Origin of the sequence: Agrilactobacillus composti DSM 18527 = JCM 14202 (genome assembly GCF_001436375.1) — a bacterium.
GTDB classification, from domain to species: domain Bacteria; phylum Bacillota; class Bacilli; order Lactobacillales; family Lactobacillaceae; genus Agrilactobacillus; species Agrilactobacillus composti.
This window is the reverse complement of sequence record NZ_AZGA01000084.1, coordinates 138,606-158,861: the sequence shown is the minus strand read 5'-3', so window position 1 is coordinate 158,861 and position 20,256 is coordinate 138,606. Positions and strand designations below refer to the sequence as shown.

The following is a 20,256-nucleotide window of genomic DNA, read 5'->3' as shown; positions in this document are numbered from 1 at the left end:
GGCTGGCGTACGGCCGTCCCTAGGCGGTCGGCATCGGGATCCGTGGCGATCAGGACATCTGCCCCTTCTTGTTGGCCTAATTTGATAGCCAAATCAAAAGTCTGGGGAAATTCCGGATTAGGGAATGGTGTGGTTGGAAATTCTGGATCCAAAATAGCCTGTTTCGTCACGATGGAAAAACCTTGGAACCCGGCATTATGCAAGACCCGTTCGGCCAGCATCTTCCCGGTCCCGTGTAACGGCGTATAAACCAGTTTCATGTTTTTACCGGTTTCGGCGATCAAATCTGGGTTGATCGTAACCGTTTTTAATTCGGCCAGGTAAGCCTGATCCACATCCTCACCAATCAGGTGCATCAGACCAGCTTCCCGTAATTTTGTTTCAGCAACCACAGCAATGTTAAATAAATCTGTCACTTTGCGCACATAGCTGGTGATCAGATCGGCTTCTTTAGGTGGCATCTGGCCGCCATCAGGGCCATAGATCTTATAACCATTATATTGCTTCGGATTGTGACTGGCGGTGATCATGATACCTGCGTAAGTCTTCAAATGGCGCACGGTAAAGGACAGTTCCGGTGTTGGCCGTAACTGGTCAAAGACGTAGCTAGGAATACCGTGGGCCCCTAAAACTTTAGCAGACTCATGGGCGAAAAGTTCGGAATTATAGCGGGAATCAAAACTGATGGCTACCCCCCGTTGTTTGGTGGTATCATCTAGGGTATCCATAAATCGGGCTAAGCCTTCGGTAGCCTGGCGCACGGTATAAATATTCATGCGATTGATCCCAGGACCCAAAACCCCCCGCATACCGGCGGTGCCAAATTCCATGGGTGCCGTGAAAGCATCTTCTAAGGCTTTAGGGTCATCTGCCATTTCTTTTAATTGAGCCTTTAAATCCAAGTCCAAGTTTTGGGCCTTTTGCCATAATTGATAATTATCTTGCCAACTCATTGAAAGTACCCCCTATTAGTTATCATTTTCTTCAATTATAGCATAGACGCCGTTTTTTTCTTTGTATAAACAATCGCAATTTTATTTAAATGGTTGCGCTGACAATCCTATTTTCAAAATATCCAATATATTTATTTATTTATATTCTAAACCAGAAAGTGGCGTTATTTACCATGAATTTATTATTAGATTTATTATTACTGCTTGGTGTTGTCCATATCACCCGCAAGGCCTTTAAATTTGAGCAGATCGGTCGCTTTGAACATGTTATTTTACCAATTTATTCATTGATTATGTTTTTCTCGGGTATGGTTTGGCAAACGAAAAATATCTTAATCATGTTCTTTTTGATTATCATTTCAATCTTGATTGGCTACTATCAGGCTTCTAAAGTTGACTTCAAAGTAACTCCCAATCCTGATAGTACCGGTCGTCCAGTGGTTAGCATTAAAAAAAACCGGCCCTATATTGTTGGCTGGTTCTTAGTATTTATCATTGGGGCACTGTTTAGCCTTTGGTTAGAACCAACGGCTAAACACTCACTCATCACCGAGTTTGCCAAAGAAGTTGAAGGCGATCTATGGCTGGGCTTTAACTTTGGCGCCGAAAAGACCTGGTTTACTTGGCTGTTAGCTGGCGCTTCTAGTTTTTCTTTTGTACGTTTCCTCCAGCGCAAAGATCCCCATGTTCAAGCTGCCTTAAAAGGCAAGCGCCGGTCAAATGACACCAGCCATTAACGATAAGCTAATAGTCGCGTCGCCGTATCAATATTTTGTTCAAGTGTTGCCGTTTTGATGGGCTGATCAAAAAAGAGATAGCCTAAAACTGAGCCGCCCATCACGGACCAAATCGTTTTTAAAATTTTAATATTATCCCAATTCACCAATAACTTTTGTGCTTTTAACTGGTCTAAATTGTCGGCCATTTGTAACCAATAACGATTGGAAGCGGGAAAGTCTTTAATTAAGCGTTGCCGTAACTTATCATTATAAATAATTTCGGCTACAAAAATTTTGATGACTTGCCGATTGGCCTTTAAAAAAGCCAGGCGTTCTGTGCAAAAATCATACATATAATCACGCAAAGATTTATATGGTGCTGGCTGGGTCACAGTTGAAAGTTGCGCTGTCGTTGGGAAAATTGAACGCAATACAGGGTTAATAATGGCTTCCAATAACCCACGCTTATTATGAAAGGTGCTAAAAATGTTACCCTCGGCCACTGCAGCTTTTGCCGCAATTTCTTTGGTACTAGTGTTGGCATAGCCTTTTTCGGAAAATAGATCAATCGCGGCTGAGATGATCTGTTTTTGTTTGGCGGTCATCTGATCGAACGCTTGTGTATCCAATGCAATATTGAATGTCTTACTTGGCATGACTTATCGCTCTCCATTTTTACGCTAAGTTTTGAGCTTTGTCGGCTTGACAAAATTCTTTAATTGCAAGTATACCCCAATCTAACGCGAAATGCATTATGGCTAATTATTTTTTTAGGGTTGACTAATTTAGCTAGAAGCATATAATTACTCATGGAAATTGATTGAGTGCTCACTCAAAATATATGACCTGAATTTCAAACCAATGGAAAGAGGGCTTTTTAATGCCAGAGAGTGATGGCAAACACAAGTTATTCTCAATATCAGATTCAGGAAGTAAAAGTTTAGACGAAATCAACGGTAGTATTCAAGTCCCTGAAAATGCCGGATTTTGGCGCAAGTTATTTACCTATACTGGCCCCGGTATTTTAATTGCTGTGGGTTATATGGATCCCGGGAACTGGATCACTTCGATTGCTGGTGGGGCTTCATTTAAATATACCCTACTATCTGTGGTCTTACTATCCAGTCTGATTGCCATGCTTTTACAGGCCATGGCCGCTCGAATGGGGATCGTCACTGGTAAAGACTTGGCTCAGTTGACTCGAGACCGTACCTCTAAAAAAGTCGGTTTCATGCTCTGGGTCGTGACTGAATTAGCAATCATGGCCACCGATGTTGCCGAAATCATCGGCTCTGGGATCGCCTTGGAATTATTGTTTAAGATTCCACTGATTGTTGGGATCTTGATCACCAGCTTAGACGTCTTGTTACTGCTCTTATTAATGAAATTAGGCTTCCGTAAAATCGAAGCCATTGTAGCTACCTTAGTTGCTGTTATTCTGCTAGTTTTCTCTTATGAGGTGGCTTTGTCCAATCCAAATATCAAAGAATTACTAGCCGGTTACATCCCCGCGCCACAAATCGTCACTAATAAATCTATGTTATACCTGGCTTTAGGGATCGTCGGTGCCACAGTCATGCCCCATGATTTATATTTAGGATCTTCTATCTCTCAGACCCGGGCAGTAGATCGCCGGGATCATAAAGCGGTAAAAGAAGCTATTCGCTTCACGACCATCGATTCTAACGTGCAATTGACACTGGCCTTTGTGGTAAATAGTTTGCTCTTAGTTTTAGGGGCAGCCTTATTCTTTGGAACCAACAGTTCATTAGGTCGCTTCGTGGACTTATTTAATGCTTTAAGTAATTCGCAAATTGTTGGTGCCATCGCCAGCCCTATTCTCAGTATGCTCTTTGCCGTTGCCTTACTGGCTTCCGGTCAAAGTTCGACCATTACCGGTACCCTATCCGGTCAAATCATCATGGAAGGATTCATTCATTTAAGAATGCCACTTTGGGCCCAACGCCTGATCACCCGGCTGATGTCCGTGTTACCAGTTTTGATTTTTGCTATTTACTATAAGGGTAACGAAGCCAAAATTGAAAATTTGCTGACCTTTTCTCAGGTATTCTTAAGTGTTGCTTTACCATTTGCCATCATTCCGTTAGTGTTGTTCACCAGTGATAAAAAACTTATGGGTCCCTTTGTCAATCGAGCTTGGGTCAAATATACCGCCTGGTTTATCACAGTTGTCTTGATTGGCTTAAACGTCTACCTCATTATTCAAACCTTACAAACGGTATTATAAGCATCAAAAAAGGGCTCCCTCGCTGAGAACCCTTTTTTGATGCTTTAATTTTAATGAGATTAACTGTTTTGACGTAATTTGGCATCATCTAAGCTTTGGATATACTTAAAGACACCTTGACCTGCTAAACCACCATCACCGACAGCGGTGGTAATTTGACGCAATTCCTTCTTACGCACATCCCCAATGGCAAAAATGCCAGGGATATTGGTTTGCATATGAGCATCGGTCACAACCCAACCCGCATTATCTAAGATACCTAAATCTTCAAATGCCTTGGTCATAGGTTCGATCCCCACATAGATGAAAGCGCCAGAAGCCGGTACAACAGCCTCTTCACCGGTGATTTTATCTTTATACTTCACACCAGTGACGACTTGCCCGTCGCCTTCAATTGCTTCAACTTGCGCGTTCCAGACAAAATTCATCTTTTCATTGGCAAAAGCTCGTTTTTGAATAATTTGTTGTGCCCGTAATTGGTCACGCCGATGTAATACAGTTACTTTAGAAGCCAGTTGAGCTAAATAAAGCCCTTCTTCTACAGCAGAATCACCACCACCAATGACCGCAACTTCTTTGTTTTTAAAGAAGGCACCATCACAGACCGCACAATAAGAGACACCCCGGCCAGAATATTCTTCTTCACCAGGCACCCCTAATTTACGGTGCTCAGAACCTGTAGCGATAACGATTGCCTTGGCTTGATAACTGCCATCATCTGTATTGACCACTTTATAAGCGCCATGATCTTCCACATCTGTGACTGATCCATAAGCATACTCAGCTCCAAAACGCGTAGCTGAGGAATACATCTTTTCGCCTAAATCCGGGCCCAAAATCGAGTCAAATCCTGGATAGTTCTCGATTTCAGCTGTGTTGTTCATCTGTCCACCATAAATACCCCGATCGATCATTAAAACGGATAAATTGGATCGCGATGCATAAAGCGCGGCCGTCATACCACCAGGGCCGGCTCCGATTACGACGACATCATATGATTTCACCGCAAAGGCCTCCTTACTAAAAATAAGTTGTTAACGATTAATACCATACCGCAATTTCAGTTGTTTGTCTAGCTTATAAATCACAGTGGCTGTTACCACCCAAAAACAGTGCTATAAGCCTTGATTCCAATTTTGTTGCAAGCGGGCCTTTAAAGCTAACGCTTCATCAAGATAAACTGGCTGCTTGCTATTTAAGTAGCGTTCTAAATACTTGACACTTTGGGTGCTGTTTCCTGATAGACTATAAGCTTCAGCAGAGAAAAATAATAGTTCCGGACAAGTTGTGTACATTCGTTTCGGGAGCTGCTTTAAAATTTGAATAGCATGGCGATAATCCCCAATAGTTTCATATACCACGGCCAATTCACTGGCGATATAAGCCACCTGGGCGTCTTTTTGCGCTAAAGTGCCAGCAATCGTCAAATCATGAATCGCTTGGTCGTAATGTAATTGATCCAAAGCAACCTGGGCCCGTTGAATGTACAAATCAGTACAAGGAATAACTGGAATAATTTTGGACAACGTAACAATCCTCTTTTTCTTGAAAATTACTGTTCCAAAGGTAACATAATTAATCCAATAATACTAGTCTAAACGCCCACTACTGGCTAAAGCCTTAATATACTGGACAATAGCTGGCCCAAATTCCGCACTCTTGAGCCCATAATCAATACTGGCTTTTAATAAACCTAACTTGGTACTAATATCTTCGCGTTGGCCATGAAAATATCGAGCTAAAATAGGTTGATCTTGATTCAATAAATTTAACGCTGTGGATAGCTGCTCTGTGTCCGGGGTTTGTTGCGGCAACTGGCGTAAATAAGTGAAGAAATTACCTGGTAGAACATACCGACCAATGACCCCTAATTTGCTTGGGGCTGTATTTTCATCAGGCTTTTCCACAATTTGTTTGACCGCTGCCAAACCTTCAGCTTTTTGAGCGCCTAATTCCACCACGCCGTAACGGCGAATTTCATCTGGGGTAATGTTTTCAATGCCTAATACTGGTGTTTGATAATCGTCAAAATCCTGCAACAGTAGCTTGGTCAACGGTACTGGATCCTTTACAATATCATCGCTTAATACCAGTACAAAAGGATCATTATCCACAAAATCTTCAGCTAACAACAAAGCATCTCCAATACCTGTGGGTTCGCTTTGTTTGGTAAAGTACAGATTCACATCCGTTGAGGCCTGAATTAATTGAATCAAGGCCGTCTTATGTTTTTTTTCTAAGGCCATTTCTAAGGCCGGTGCAGAATCAAAGTAATCTTCAATTGCCCGTTTACGTTTGCCAGATACCAACAAGATATCAGTGATACCAGATTCTTTTAATTCTTGGACCACATAATCAATGACTGGTCGATCAAAAATAGGTAAAATTTCTTTGGGTAATGCTTTGGTGGCCGGTAATAAATTTAGCCCTAAGCCACCGGCGGTAATTACAGCTTTTTTTGCTTTCATTCAGACTCTCCTGACAAACGCGGCCGCATCAATTCATTTTCTGATTGTCCCTTACGTTTCATAATATTAATAACTTCGGTCTTTAAATCGGCATCTTCATATAAAACTTTGTAAATCGATTCGGAAATCGGCATGTCAATATTTTGGGCAATCGATAAATCATGGGCCGTTTTGGCGGTATAAACCCCTTCGACGGCCATACCCATATCAGCCAAAATCTCGGGTAGCTTGCGACCCTGGCCCAGGGCATTACCCGCCCGCCAGTTTCTAGAATGGACACTGGTACAGGTCACGATCAAATCGCCTAATCCAGACAGCCCACTAAACGTCAGGGGATCCGCCCCTAAGGACACACCCATCCGGGTCATTTCAGCAAGTCCGCGGGTCATTAAAGCAGCTTTGGCGTTATCACCGTAATCCAGTCCGTGGACGATTCCAGCACCAATGGCAATCACATTTTTCAAAGCAGCACCGACTTCAACACCGGTGACATCATTATTAGTATATAAGCGGAAATGGTCGTTCATAAAGATTTTTTGCACCCAGTTGGCACTTGGCACATCTTTGGAGGCCACCGTCAACGTGGTAATATCATCTTTAATAACTTCCTCAGCATGACTTGGTCCAGATAAAACCACCACACCTTGCCGCAAGTTTGCGGCAATTTCATGGCTAATAATTTCCGAAATTCGCGCATTTGTATGTTGCTCCAAACCCTTGGTGGCAGTGATAATAATCGGCTTTAATTCGGGCACCTTGGTTAACTGTTGGGCCACTTGCTGGGCTACGGATCGAATCGCTTTGGTGGGTACCACAAATAAAATAGCATCGGTACCGGCTATCGCTGCCTGTAAATCCGTTGTTGCCTTTAATTGCGGTCTTAGCGTTGATTCTGGGAGATAATGCCGATTGGTGTGTTGGGTGTTGATTTCCTGAACTTCTTTTTCACCCCGGCCCCAAAGCAGCACATGATGGCCATTTTCCACTAATAGATTGGCCAAAACAGTGCCCCAAGAACCAGAACCTAATACTGTAATTTTTGTCATATACTCTCCTTTATCGTTCGTAGGGATACTTCAATCCACTGCCGTCTAAATACCAAGGCAGCTTTGGGTCATGGTAGCGGCGATAAAATATCATGACAATTGCAAAGATAACCAGAATAACTGACAAGGCTTGGGAGACTCTAATTGGTCCCCACATAAGACTATCCGTCCGCATGCCTTCTACAATCGCCCGCACAATACCATACCAAATCAAATAACTTAAAAATATTTCGCCCTGTTTAAATAAATGTAAGCGATGTCGTAAACTCATTAAAACGATGAATCCTAATAACGTGCCTGTGGATTCATAAAGAAATGTCGGTTGCCGATAGGCCCCATTGATCCACATTTGATTCATAATGAATTGGGGAATATGTAACCCATGTAAAAAAGCCGCCGTGGTTTTGGCCCCAAAGGCTTCTTGGTTCATAAAATTACCCCAACGCCCCATGGCTTGGGCTAGTAAAACGGTTGGGGCAATGATGTCCAATAATAGCCAAGTGGGAATCAAGCGCTTCATGCAAAAGACAATAATCACGATCATGGCCGCAATCAAGCCCCCATAAATTGCAATACCCCCCTGCCAGATTTTAATAATATCCCCAGGGTTTTGGGCATAATAAGGCCATTGAAACACCACGTAATAAGTTCTAGCGCCGATGATGGAAATCGGCAGCATCCATAAAATCAAATCCACAATATCATCTGGCATAATTTGACGGCGATTGGCCTCACGCAGGGTCAAAATCACCGCAATCACCACACCAGCCGTAATAATTAAGCCATACCAGCGCACCTGTAAAGGGCCTAGCGTTAGCGCAATTGGATTAATCGCGCCCAGTGCTAATTCACTCAAGATAACATCTCCATTACTTCTTATCGGTATCCTTTGGGTGTTCATCTTGAGCTTCATTTTGCTGAATCAAGACGTTAAGATTCTCTTCAAAAACCTTCGTGGCATCATAACCCATGGATTTAGCTCTAAAGTTCATAGCTGCCACTTCAATGATGATTGCCAAATTACGGCCAACTTTAACGGGCACCGTGATTTTAGGAACTTCTACATCGAATATACTTTGCCGCTGCTCACCTGATCCCAAACGATCATAGCTCTTATCTGGGGACCAATTCTCCAGATGAATAATCAAATCAACCGGTGTCTCTTCGCGCACAGCCCCGGCACCAAATAAATTCATCACATCAATGATGCCAATGCCCCGAATCTCCAATAAGTGTCTTAAAATAGCTGGTGCCTCACCAATAATTGTTTGTTCATCTTGTTGATAAACATCCACCCGATCGTCAGCAATCAATCGATGCCCGCGCTTCACCAATTCTAGGGCAGTCTCACTTTTACCCACACCAGAATCACCAGTGATCAAAATTCCAACGCCATAAATATCCACCAATACGCCATGGATCGAGCGGCGTTCAGCCAATTGCTTATCCAAATACTCCGTCAACAAGCTGGCCAGCCGGGTAGTGGGTAATTTAGAGCCCAAAACTGGCACATTGAATTTCTTACTAACTGTCAACATTTCTTCAGGGACTGGTAAACTCGTGGATACCAAAAACATTGGTGTTTCTGGGGTTGCCATTTGTTTTAAAACCACCAGCCGCTCAGCACTCGTCATGTTTTTTGAAAATGAAATCTCAGTTTTACCGAATAATTGAATCCGCTCTCGGGGATAAAAATTAAAATAACCGGTCAACTCTAACCCCGGTCGTGAAATATCACTAACTGTAATGAATTTCTTATCTAATAACGCTTCGCCTGAATAAACAGTTAGATTGGTCGCTTTTGCGATTTGTGCCACACTTACTTTATCAGCCAATGCTATTGCCCCTTTTTATAATCTGTATGAGTCAATCATACTATAAAATCGACCACTAGAATAGCAAAAGGAGGTCTACAAAACAATAGTTTTGTGAAACCTCCAATTTATGCCAATCTATAGGTCCAAACCGGTTTAAAAATCATTCCAGTTATCGTTATCTTTATGCGTTGTCGAATCAGTGATATCTTTCCGAGGCCGAGGTCTAGTTGGATTAGGCCGTCTTGGCCCGCTAGGTGGTCGCCGATTGGTATGATTTAAAATCGCCCAAATCACTGCCACAATAATAATCAATGGTAAAACAAAGCGCAAAATGGTAAACAACAACGCCATGAAGCCAAACACAATGGCCACGACAATGAGTATTATCAAAGGAATGATCAAAGCCAATACAAGGCAGCTAATCATTAATAATCACTCCAGTTATCATCTTTGGTATCAGATGAATTGGTCACATCTTTGCGGGGCTTAGAAGTACCAGTTCGCATTGAATCTGAACTTTTCGGGGCATCTGGCATTACTAACATTAAAATCAAGTACACTAAGATTCCTGGGAAGCCGGAAGAAAAGAATGAGATTACTGCATAAAGAACCCGTAACACGGTAGGATCCCAGTCGAAATATTCCGCAATCCCCCCTAGGACCCCGCCAAATACTTTGTTATTTGATTTTGTTAATTTTTTACGTGCCATTTTAATGCCTCCAAATTTATTATAGTTACTGCGCTTACTCGTCTGCTTGGTTGGTATCCTTCAATAAGATATTACCAGCCGTTGTAGATAAATCAATTACCGCTGGATCAGTTTGATCACCCCGCTCAAAACTAGCTTGTTTACGGCCCCGCGCATCAGCTTGGTCGTCTAAAGTGATGTCTGCCAGCCGATTTTTGATTTGCCCGAATCTGGTTTTAACTTCGGCCTTTAAAGCTAATTCTGGACTTAGCGCTAATTTAACATTCCCATTGACTGAATTAGCAGCAAATTTATGCAAATCCAAATTCTCAGTAGTGCCCCGGACTTCGCCATTAACTGTGGTAAATTGGCCCGTATGCACATTCCCGGAAACAATGACGTTGCCATTGACTGTGGTCAAAATAGTGTCGGTGATTTGACCCTTTTCGACTTGGATATCGCCGTTCACATTCTCAGCTTCTAGGTAAGTTAAACGGCTATCTTCAAAGTCCAATTGGCCATTAGCTGTTTTAGCATAGAAGTCAGTCCCAGCAAAATTGGTAACTTTCAAATTACCATTGAGCATTTTAACATTGATATGATCGTAGGTCCGTTGTGGTAAATAAACAATTAAGTCCGCTTTAACGCGTTTATTAGGAACTTGGAATACGAAACGATCATTTGACACATCAATGTTAGCCCGAGCTAGGAAAGCTTCAAACGGTGTGGCTTCACTCATACTGCCAAAGAGTTTGACCTTGGCGTTCACAGCGATGTTATCATTTTCAGAAGGTTCAAATTTAATGGTGCCGTTAGCCAAGCTTAAATCTAACACCTTAGCTTGGTTATTTTCATATAGAAATTCATGTTCAAATTCAGCGGTGGCCAGTCCTGGTACTTTAACGTTGATATCTTTCCAATCTACGTTATCCATCAGATTACTGACAGAATCCCGCACGAAAGATCCCACTTGACTACCAGCATCCGTTAACCGTTTCGTGAAATCAGATAACGTGCCACTGGCATTTTCCCGCCAATTCCCAGCAAAATCCTCAAAAGCATGATCGCCCTCTAAATGATGATCAGCTTGGTATTGCTTCAAATCGTCGGTCACATCATTTAATTGTTTGCGAACAGCCGCCTGGGTTTGGGTCAAATCATTGACCCGTTGTTTTAAGCTAGTCCGTTCTTCATTCTTCGCATCGCTAAGGCCTTCCAAATCTTCCATGGTATCTAAGACTGTAATTTGCTCTTTTGCGGCTTGAATTTGATGATCGATGGACTTGAGCTGTTCGGCTAAAGTCTCTTGTTTAATTTTCAACTCACTGTATTCAGAACTTGGTTCCTTTTCAGAATCAGGTGTACTTTGTTTGTCAGCTGTGTCAGCAGATGCTTGGTCTTCAGTGTCATGTAATTCCAAATTTTCCAATAATACAAGGGCTTCTTCAGAAGAAATAACGCCTTTTTTAACTAAATCAAGAATTCTTTGTCTCTCATTCATAGGATAAGCCTCCAAATTGATTTCCTAGACTTCATTACTCTTACATTATGACTGGAATCCCCTAGAAAAACATAGGTCCAAAGATTGATTTTAACGTCCGGCCCAAGCGCTAAAAAAGCTACACCTCTGGCAGATCTCCGAGATGTAGCTTTAAATCACAATTGCTGCCTGTTACATAGTATCATCTAAGTTAGAACTTAACTCCACAATTTTACCGGTTTTAAGGTAAACGACCCATTCACAGATGTTGGTGACATAGTCGCCGATTCGTTCCAGATAAGAGGCCACTAACAAATAATCCATACTTCCCACAACTGTGCTGGGATCATGTTGCATTTCTTCAATACATGCTTTATAAATTTTATCAGAAAAGCCATCGATCTTATCATCAACTTTGGCAATTTCTAAAGCCCGCTTTTCGTCTTCTTTAACATAAGCATCCAAAGCCTCATCTACCATATTCTTAACGACTTCAGACATATCGGCGATATCTTTTTCAATAGCCGGTACCCGACGATTGCCTTTTACCCGAATGGTAGATTTGGCAATACTGACAGCATGATCCCCCATGCGCTCCAAGTCAGAACTGGCCTTCATAACCGTTACGATCATCCGTAAATCGGATGTAACGGGTTGTTGGAGCGCAATCATTTCAAAGGAACGCTGTTCTAGATCCACTTCACGTTTGTTGATTTGTTGGTCACTGTTGATCACATCTCGAGCCAATTCTTTATCATGGTCGATGAAAGCACGAACAGATTTATAGATAGCTTCATTGACCATCATACCCATTTCTGAAAAACGGACGTGTAACTCATTTAATTCTTCTTCAAAAATTTGTCGCATTCCATTGCCCCCTCTTAACCGAACCGACCAGAAATATAGTCTTCGGTTTCTTTTTCATGCGGATTCAAGAAGATCGTCTTAGTATCCGCGAATTCGATTAAATTACCCTGTAAGAAAAAGGCAGTTTTATCCGAGATTCGAGATGCTTGTTGCATGTTGTGTGTTACTAATATAATAGTATATTCATCCCGTAATTCAAGCAACATATTTTCAATTTGGCCACTGGAGATAGGATCCAAGGCACTTGTAGGTTCATCTAATAAAATAACGTCTGGTTTAACGGCCAAAACGCGCGCGATACAAACCCGCTGTTGTTGACCTCCTGACAAGGATAACGCACTTTGGTTGAGCTTATCTTTTACTTCATCCCAAATAACTGCTTGGCGCAAGCTGGTTTCAACCGCTTCATCCAAAACGCGGCGATCCCTAATACCGGCAAGGCGCAATCCATAGACGACATTTTCATAAATTGAAAATGGAAATGGGTTAGGTTGCTGAAAAACCATGCCGATTTCTTTACGTAACGCTACCGTATCGGTGGCTGGCGCGTAAATATTTTCGCCGTGGAGCATCACATTACCCGTGATGGTAACCCCTGGAATTAAGTCGTTCATCCGATTGAGTGTCCGTAAAAAAGTTGATTTGCCACAGCCTGAAGGCCCAATCAAAGCAGTGATATCTTTTTGTGCAAAGTCTAAAGTGATACCCTTCAAAGCCTCAAAGCGGCCATAAAACAGATGTACATCTGATGCAGTTATAATTTTATTTTTGTCATCAGCCATAATTTAACTCCTTACCCAAAGCGCCCAGAAACATAATCTTCAGTAGCCGTAATCTTAGGCCGTTGAAAGACGTTGCTGGTCTCGTCAAATTCTAAAACATTGCCTAAATGAAAGAATGCCGTGTAATCACTAATTCTGGCAGCTTGTTGCATATTGTGCGTTACGATAATGATCGTATAACGATCCTTTAAAGCCAACAAGGTGTCTTCAACTGTTGATGTGGAAATTGGATCCAAGGCACTGGCAGGCTCATCTAACAGTAGGATATCTGGTTTCATAGCAATGGCCCGGGCGATACACAACCGCTGTTGCTGGCCACCTGATAAGGAAAGCGCACTTTGCCCTAAGCCATCTTTGACTTGATCCCATAAAGCCGCTTGTTTTAAAGTTGTTTCGACTAACTCATCCAAAGTTTCTTTATCACGCACCCCATTACGCTTTGGTGCAAAGGTAATATTATCATAAATCGACTTAGAAAAGGGATTAGGTCGCTGGAACACCATGCCAATGTGCTTGCGCATTTCATAGACATTAATATTTTGACTGTTGATATCCAAATCCCGATACATAATTTTACCCGTGACCCGCGTACCATCAATGTTATCATTCATCCGATTTAAGCTCCGTAAATAAGTGGATTTCCCGGAACCGGAAGCCCCAATCAGCGCTGTGATTTTGAAACGTTCAAAGGGTAAGGACACCCCATGAATCGCCTCAGATTCCCCATAAAAAACATGTAAATCTTCGGTGGAAATTGAAATTTCATGATCTTTAGGGTCTAATTCTCGAATAAATTTGTCGTCAGCAGAATAATTTTGCATTAGCTATCTCCTATTACTTCGTTCCTGTCATCTTGCCGTAAACCCGCGAACTGATAAATCGTGCGCCAAAGTTGAAAATCAAGACTGCAATAATTAAGACGGCAGACGCCCCAGCTGAAACTTGGGCTGCATCAGGCATAATACCTTCCGAATTAATTTTCCAAATGTGGACTGCCAGCGTTTCAGCAGGACGCAGCGGGTTTAAAGGACTGGCAATATAAAACGGATTCCAATTGGTAAAATCTAGCGCTGGCGCACTTTGGCCGGCTGTGTAAATCAACGCAGCGGCTTCCCCGAAGACACGACCAGCCCCTAAAATCATCCCAGTGACAATCCCTGGTAAAGCTTCAGGAATGATGATCCTTAAAACTGTCTCCCATTTAGATAAGCCCAAAGCTAAGCCAGCTTCTCTTTGAGATTCAGAGATACTATTTAATGATTCCTCCACATTCCGAGTCAATAAAGGCAGGTTAAACACCGTTAATGCTAGTGCCCCAGATAAAATAGAGAAGCCTAAACCAGCTTGAATGGAGAATACTAAGAAACCAAACAACCCCACAACAATCGATGGTAATGAACTTAAAATATCAATGGATGTCCGAATTAAACTAGTCAGCCAGTTTTGCTTGGCATATTCAGACAAATAGATGCCTGCGCCAATTGAAATGGGAATGGAAATTAACATGGCTAAAAATAATAGATAAAACGAATTAAACAATTGAATGCCAATCCCGCCACCGGTTTGGAAACTACGGGCAGGGGTGGTTAAAAAGTGCCAACTCACATGTGGCAAGCCGTTCCAAAGAATAAAAATCAATAAAAAGGCTAAGATTAAAATCATTACACCGGCGATGAAATACAAGATACCGGTGGCGACAGTATTCCATTTTTTAGAATTCACTTAAATCCGCCCCCTCTTGGCAATTTTGTTGATGAGTAAATTGAAGACTAAGGACATCAATAATAGCAGTAATGCTAACGACCAAAGGGCATTATTTGCCGCAGAGCCCATGACTGTATTGCCCATGCCCATGGTCAGCACACTGGTTAAAGTTGATGCTGGCGAAATCAAATTATGTGGTAATAATACGGCGTTACCGATAACCATTTGAACCGCTAAAGCTTCCCCAAAGGCTCGGGACATGCCAAAAATAACGGCTGTGGCTAAGCCTGGCGTCGCTGAACGTAATACAACTTTATAAATTGTCTGCCACCGAGTCGCCCCTAAGGCTAAAGAAGCTTCACGGTAGTATCGTGGTACCGCCCGGAGTGCGTCTACGGACATAGATGTCACAGTTGGTAAGATCATGACAAACAAGACAAAGGTCCCGGCCAAAATCCCAAATCCAGTGCCCCCAAAAGTATGGCGGACAAAAGGCACGACTACTGATAAACCGATAAACCCATAAACAACAGATGGGATACCCACCAATAATTCAGTAACAGGTTGTAAAATCTTATAGCCCTTATTAGGAGATATTTCAGTCATAAATATCGCCGTCGCAATCGCAAACGGGGTAGCGATAATTGCCGATAAGAGTGTCACCCCAAAAGAGCCAATGATCATTGGTAACGCCCCTGCTTGCGGACTGCCGTGACTATCTGTACTGCCAGGGTTCCAAATTGACTTGGATAAGAAGTCCCAGACATTAACTTTGTTGCTGAAGAAAGTTGCTAACCCTTTAGAAGCCACAAAGTAAAAAATCGAAATGACGATCAAAACAATAATCGCCGTGCACGTTAAACTAATGATACGCCCGCGTTGTTCACTGCGCGTAGCTCTAGATTTCTTTAATAAGCTATCTTTAATATCGTCATGCATGCTGCTCTTCCCTCCCTACTTCGTAATGTGTAATTCATCATTCAAGGTACGGGTCGTCTTCATTTGGCTCATAGGAATGTAGCCCAATTTTCCGACGACTTTTTCTTGAACCGAATCACTCATCATATAGTCGATAAAGTCTTTGGTTAAGCCCTTTGGCTGACCACGGGTGTACATATGCTCGTAGGACCAAATTGGCCAACGATTTGTTTCGACGTTCTTATTAGTAGGTTGGATATTATCAACATTGACTGTTTTAATCGTCTTATCCACATACGCAAAAGCCATGTAACTGATAGCCCCAGGCGTACTGGCCACAATTTGGCGCACCATCCCGGTAGAATCTTGTTCTTGGGCCTGCAATGAAGATTGCCCATTTAAAGCCCAACGTTCAAAAGTGCTACGGGTCCCAGAACCTTGGGCCCGGTTAATCACGACAATGGTCCGATCTGGCCCGCCAACTTGTTGCCAGTTGGTAATATCACCGGTGAAAATCCCGATGAGTTGTTTCTTTGTTAAGTTCTTGATGGCTAATTGTTTATTAATAACCGGTGTAATACCCACAACAGCCACTTTATGATCGACTAATTTCTTAGCATTGATCCCTTTTTTTTGTTCCGCATAGAGATCAGAATTCCCAATATCTACAGCGCCTTCTTGAATCTGACTCAGACCAGTCCCGGTACCGCCACCTTGAACGTTAATAAAATTACCAGAATGCGCACTGGCATAATTTTCACCAACAGCTTCTACAAGGGGTTGTAGGGCCGAAGACCCAACTGCAGTGATGGACCGGCCATTGTTACTGCCACTTTGACATGCGGTTAAGGTGCCCACCAGTATGAACAAGCCCAACAGCATTAGAATGCGTTTTTTCAACATTTTTACCTCCATAAAGCATAACAATAAGATGATACCCTCTTAATGTAAAGATATACCATGTGCTTTGTAAAAATTGTGTAAATTTATGCTTTTGGCAACTTCAAATTGAAGGTACTACCCACACCATATTGACTGGTAACAGATAATTTCCCACCATAATTATTTACAATACCACTCACAATCGACAGGCCTAAACCGGTACCGCCATTGTTATAAGACCGTGCTTTATCAACTCTATAGAAACGTTCAAAGATACGTGATTGTTCTTCTTCTTTTAGACCAATCCCGGTATCCACCACGGAAATATGAACGTTATTTTTACCATTGGCAAAGTTAACGGCAATTTTACCAGCATCACGATTGTAAAAAATTGCATTTGTAATCAAGTTTTTCATGATCTGTCGGAATTGAACGGGATCAATCTTCAAAGCCACATCTTCCTTCCCATTCACACTGACTTCCAGGTGACGGGCAGCAATATCGGGTTTTAATTCCTGTAAAATATCAGCAACCACTGGTTTAACCGTGACATTCACAGGTTCATCTTTACGGGTCTCATCTAATTTAGATAACTCTAAAATATCTTGAATTAATTGATTCAACCGTGTACTTTCCTTATAAATAATTTTGATGAATTCTGCCCGGTCTTTAGGATCCATGTCCGTTTTTTGAATCATGGTTTCCGCAAAACCTTTGATGGCAGTCACTGGCGTCTTTAATTCATGACTGACATTACCCACAAAGTCTAATTGCATTTGTTCGATCCGGCGGATATTTGTCAAATCATAAAGCAAGACCAATATCTGTGGTCGCGGCCCATCTTGACCGACTTGAATCACATTGGCATCCACATAACGCACGGGTTGTTGTACCAGTTGTACTTCACCGTGATGATTATGCTGATAGCGAATAGTGTGTTCAATCATTTGACTTAGTTTGTAAGTTTTCACATCATCAATAAAGGGATGCGGTAGCGCAGCATCTTCGACTTGCAACAAATGGCGCATAGATTCATTGAGCATCTGCACATTGCCATCCATATCCATCAGCATTACGCCCATAGGCAAGTGATCAATCAGACGTTTAAAACTTTCTGAGCGAATCGCAATTTTTTCATTTAAGTGATTCACGTCATCATCTAATTTGTTCACTTCAGCAGACAAAGGATATAACACATTGTCCATCGTTAAAATCAAAGGCTCAGGATTGCCCTGATGCCGAATTCGGTGCACGTTATTCACTAAAGTCCCTAGATTTGTCAGCATCTTCTTACGCCGACGCGTACTATAAAACAGTCCAAATAATAGTGCGGCAAAATAAATCACCGTTGAGATCCAAAAAGCGGCTGGTATGAAATTCCAAGGGCTGTCCTTCGGCATAAAGAAAACAATCGGATTGCCAACGGTGGCATATAATCCATAAGACAGATAATCTTTATTATCGACGGTTTGTTTTGAAAAAGGTTTCTCGCGAGAAATCAAACTGTGACTGACCAAATCCCGAGCCATGGTTTGGAAACTGGAGCCTTGGCGCATGGGACTGGTAATCACAATAATACCGCTTTTATCTTGCCAGTTTTCTAAGGCGGATTTGTTATCTGCGACTAATTGGTAATCTTCAGCTTCACGCTGCAAATAATGCTCTTGTTGTTTTTGAACAACTGAATTCATGACAAAAATAGATAATAAATAAAATAAAATTGCAAAGAGCGTAACTAAAGATACTCTAATTAGGTACTTGTGCCGACTCATCATTTAACCTCCAATTTATAACCAAAGCCCCGAACCGTCTTAATAAATTGTGCCTGCTTAGGATCAGTTTCCACTTTATCTCTTAAATGACTGATCTGAATATCCACCATTCTGGATTCAGCTGCATAATCAAATCCCCAAACACCATTTAACAACGCTTCACGGCTCAACACCCGACCTGGGCGATGCATTAAATAGGCCAATAATTTGTATTCCTTAGGTGTTAGTAATAAATTCTTACCATTCTTAGTGGCAATCATTTGATCTTGATCAATGGTTAAATCCCCCACGGTAATATAGCGCTCGGATTGAGCGGCTTTATCCGGTTCGCCTTTATTCAACCGCCGCTTAATGGCTTTAATGCGGGCAATGATTTCTCGAGGACTAAAGGGTTTAGTCACATAATCGTCGGCGCCGATTTCTAAGCCCACAATTTTATCGGTCTCACTGTCTTTAGCCGTTAAAATCATAATTGGCGTTTTAATTTTTTCAATCCTAAGGCGCCGAGTAATCTCTAGGCCATCAATATGGGGCAGCATTAAGTCTAAGATAATAAAATCAAATTGCTGGTTAAAAGCTAGATTCAAAGCCTCCTGTCCATCTTGGGCGGTGGTCACTTCATACCCTTCTTGGGTTAAATTATATTTTAATAAAGTTAAAATAGCTGGTTCATCATCAACCACTAAAATCCTATCCACACTATATCCTCCTTTGATGCGTCTGTTCTGAATCAGGAAAAGTAATAATCCCTAATTCATGAGGTGAGTCTTTGTATATTGCTGTTTCCGCCAGTTTGATATCTTGATGCAGCGTTTTTACCCGCAGGCTCACAAACGTCGCACTCGCTTGGATAACTTCATAAAATTGTGCTTGGGAATTAACGGGCTGACCATTTGCCGACAAAACCACATCGCCGGCGGTCAAGCCTGCTTTTTGAGCAGGCGTTCCCTTTTGCACCGCTAAAACTTGAATCCCGGCTTTTGGTTGCAGCAAGTGGCTGGTACCCTTAGCCAAGAAACGGGCCACATAACCCCGCAAAAGAATGACCAACACAGCGCCTAAAATTAAGCTCAAACCAGGTAATTGTCCACGTAACCCTAAAAATGCTAAGCCAAGCATAATGACACTGGCCAGCATGAAGGGCCGCTGCAGTTGGGTCAGTTCTGCCGGTAAGCGCCGGTTTAGTTTCAAATTCAACCCTAAAATCAAGGGCAATACCAAGATCGTAAAACGCTGATTCCCTAAGTTAAAAAATGGCCACCAGCCCTTTAACATGGGGAACGCATCCCCTGGGACCAGCAAAATAAGCGGCATTAAATAAAGCCGCTGAACCGCATAATAAGCTTCGCGACCGCCACGAACTGCATTTTTTATCTTAGGGCTTAATTCTAATTGGGGCATTTTTTGGAATAAGCGCGCGCACGCTCCCAAACCAAGGGCTGCAATGGCCAGCGCACTGGGAATCACTGCTCCTTGCACTGGTGCAATGATCGTGTCGTTGAAAAAACCAGGCAATACTAAATTTGGTTTAAACCACGCTAAGCCAGCCACTAGTAACCATAAAATACCATTATCCCAAAACGCTGTGAAACAAACCAAACCCAGCAAGGTTATCAAGACATACCATACCAACCAGTTATTATCCACCACAATCCCCAATAATAGACTGACCACTGATGCAATTAAGCCCACGAATAAACCGTCCTTAAAAAAAGAACGGGCCTCCAAAAAATGGGAATCAATGGCAATAGAGAATTGGCGACGCTCTTGTTGAATGCGTCGATAACCTGATATGGCGATGACACAAATGGCCACGAGAAAAACTGGGTTAAAAAAGAAAAAGCCAATAATTTTTAGCAAAATAACTACCTCATATTGTGGATAAAATAAGTATACCATGCAATTCTATTG

Annotated in this window: 22 protein-coding genes; 2 read left to right on the top strand and 20 right to left on the bottom strand. The window is 42.2% G+C overall.

Going from position 1 to position 20,256, the window contains the following annotated elements; translation table 11 throughout:
- Positions 1-953: phospho-sugar mutase (locus FC83_RS14280; protein WP_162260674.1), on the bottom strand; the 953-nt coding region annotated here is incomplete at its 3' end.
- A 173-nt stretch (positions 954-1,126) separates the two neighbouring features.
- On the opposite strand from FC83_RS14280, the gene FC83_RS14275 reads away from it, so the two are divergent.
- Positions 1,127-1,690 (top strand): hypothetical protein, encoded by a 564-nt coding sequence (locus FC83_RS14275; protein ID WP_035454751.1) that lies wholly within the window; start codon positions 1,127-1,129, stop codon positions 1,688-1,690.
- Here the strand turns inward: FC83_RS14275 and FC83_RS14270 are convergent.
- The gene (locus FC83_RS14270; protein WP_035454749.1) at positions 1,687-2,328 is read right to left on the bottom strand and encodes a TetR/AcrR family transcriptional regulator; all 642 of its coding nucleotides are present in this window, start codon (positions 2,326-2,328) and stop codon (positions 1,687-1,689) included. The two genes, FC83_RS14275 and FC83_RS14270, sit on opposite strands and share 4 nt — an antisense overlap.
- 224 nt (positions 2,329-2,552) lie before the next feature.
- Here FC83_RS14270 and FC83_RS14265 point away from each other — a divergent pair, with 224 nt between their 5' ends.
- A complete protein-coding gene (locus FC83_RS14265) occupies positions 2,553-3,920 on the top strand; it encodes an Nramp family divalent metal transporter (protein WP_057002919.1) in 1,368 nt (455 codons plus the stop codon).
- Positions 3,921-3,979: 59 nt separating this feature from the next.
- On the opposite strand, the gene trxB is transcribed toward FC83_RS14265, so the two are convergent.
- The 18 genes from trxB to FC83_RS14175 all read right to left on the bottom strand — a co-directional run bounded on the left by trxB (position 3,980) and on the right by FC83_RS14175 (position 20,205).
- Complete coding sequence (gene trxB / locus FC83_RS14260) at positions 3,980-4,924, bottom strand: thioredoxin-disulfide reductase (protein ID WP_082622602.1); 945 nt, start codon at positions 4,922-4,924, stop codon at positions 3,980-3,982.
- A gap of 111 nt (positions 4,925-5,035) precedes the next feature.
- Positions 5,036-5,446, bottom strand: a complete 411-nt coding sequence (locus FC83_RS14255) for a tetratricopeptide repeat protein (RefSeq protein WP_035454747.1) — start codon at positions 5,444-5,446, stop codon at positions 5,036-5,038.
- A 63-nt stretch (positions 5,447-5,509) separates the two neighbouring features.
- Entirely contained in the window at positions 5,510-6,388 is an 879-nt protein-coding gene (locus tag FC83_RS14250; protein ID WP_057002918.1) for a UTP--glucose-1-phosphate uridylyltransferase, read from the bottom strand.
- Entirely contained in the window at positions 6,385-7,434 is a 1,050-nt protein-coding gene (locus FC83_RS14245) for an NAD(P)H-dependent glycerol-3-phosphate dehydrogenase (RefSeq protein WP_035454745.1), read from the bottom strand. Before FC83_RS14245 ends, FC83_RS14250 begins: the two co-directional genes overlap by 4 nt.
- A gap of 10 nt (positions 7,435-7,444) precedes the next feature.
- Positions 7,445-8,335, bottom strand: a complete 891-nt coding sequence (gene lgt / locus FC83_RS14240; RefSeq protein WP_052004891.1) for a prolipoprotein diacylglyceryl transferase — start codon at positions 8,333-8,335, stop codon at positions 7,445-7,447.
- Entirely contained in the window at positions 8,304-9,269 is a 966-nt protein-coding gene (gene hprK, locus FC83_RS14235) for an HPr(Ser) kinase/phosphatase (protein WP_035454741.1), read from the bottom strand. Before hprK ends, lgt begins: the two co-directional genes overlap by 32 nt.
- A 135-nt stretch (positions 9,270-9,404) precedes the next feature.
- The gene (locus tag FC83_RS14230; RefSeq protein WP_035454739.1) at positions 9,405-9,677 is read right to left on the bottom strand and encodes a hypothetical protein; all 273 of its coding nucleotides are present in this window, start codon (positions 9,675-9,677) and stop codon (positions 9,405-9,407) included.
- Positions 9,677-9,961, bottom strand: coding sequence for a PspC domain-containing protein (locus FC83_RS14225; RefSeq protein ID WP_035454737.1), 285 nt, complete (start codon positions 9,959-9,961; stop codon positions 9,677-9,679). Before FC83_RS14225 ends, FC83_RS14230 begins: the two co-directional genes overlap by 1 nt.
- 34 nt (positions 9,962-9,995) lie before the next feature.
- Positions 9,996-11,441 (bottom strand): daptomycin-sensing surface protein LiaX, encoded by a 1,446-nt coding sequence (liaX, locus tag FC83_RS14220; RefSeq protein ID WP_057002917.1) that lies wholly within the window; start codon positions 11,439-11,441, stop codon positions 9,996-9,998.
- 171 nt (positions 11,442-11,612) lie between these two features.
- On the bottom strand, positions 11,613-12,287 hold the full coding sequence (phoU, locus tag FC83_RS14215; protein WP_035454735.1) for a phosphate signaling complex protein PhoU: 675 nt from the start codon (positions 12,285-12,287) through the stop codon (positions 11,613-11,615).
- Positions 12,288-12,301: 14 nt separating this feature from the next.
- A complete protein-coding gene (gene pstB, locus FC83_RS14210; protein ID WP_035454733.1) occupies positions 12,302-13,069 on the bottom strand; it encodes a phosphate ABC transporter ATP-binding protein PstB in 768 nt (255 codons plus the stop codon).
- 11 nt (positions 13,070-13,080) lie between these two features.
- On the bottom strand, positions 13,081-13,890 hold the full coding sequence (pstB, locus tag FC83_RS14205; protein WP_035454731.1) for a phosphate ABC transporter ATP-binding protein PstB: 810 nt from the start codon (positions 13,888-13,890) through the stop codon (positions 13,081-13,083).
- Between the two features lie 13 nt (positions 13,891-13,903).
- Positions 13,904-14,791 carry a phosphate ABC transporter permease PstA gene (gene pstA, locus FC83_RS14200; protein ID WP_035454729.1) on the bottom strand — a complete coding sequence of 296 codons (888 nt, stop codon included), beginning with the start codon at positions 14,789-14,791 and terminating at the stop codon, positions 13,904-13,906.
- Positions 14,792-15,712, bottom strand: a complete 921-nt coding sequence (gene pstC, locus FC83_RS14195) for a phosphate ABC transporter permease subunit PstC (RefSeq protein ID WP_035454727.1) — start codon at positions 15,710-15,712, stop codon at positions 14,792-14,794.
- A gap of 15 nt (positions 15,713-15,727) precedes the next feature.
- Positions 15,728-16,594, bottom strand: a complete 867-nt coding sequence (locus FC83_RS14190) for a phosphate ABC transporter substrate-binding protein PstS family protein (RefSeq protein WP_035454725.1) — start codon at positions 16,592-16,594, stop codon at positions 15,728-15,730.
- An 83-nt stretch (positions 16,595-16,677) separates the two neighbouring features.
- The gene (gene pnpS, locus FC83_RS14185) at positions 16,678-18,345 is read right to left on the bottom strand and encodes a two-component system histidine kinase PnpS (RefSeq protein ID WP_035454723.1); all 1,668 of its coding nucleotides are present in this window, start codon (positions 18,343-18,345) and stop codon (positions 16,678-16,680) included.
- The gene (locus FC83_RS14180; protein ID WP_035454721.1) at positions 18,345-19,043 is read right to left on the bottom strand and encodes a response regulator transcription factor; all 699 of its coding nucleotides are present in this window, start codon (positions 19,041-19,043) and stop codon (positions 18,345-18,347) included. Before FC83_RS14180 ends, pnpS begins: the two co-directional genes overlap by 1 nt.
- Before the next feature lies 1 nt (position 19,044).
- On the bottom strand, positions 19,045-20,205 hold the full coding sequence (locus FC83_RS14175; protein WP_057002916.1) for a PDZ domain-containing protein: 1,161 nt from the start codon (positions 20,203-20,205) through the stop codon (positions 19,045-19,047).
- Positions 20,206-20,256 lie beyond the last annotated feature (51 nt).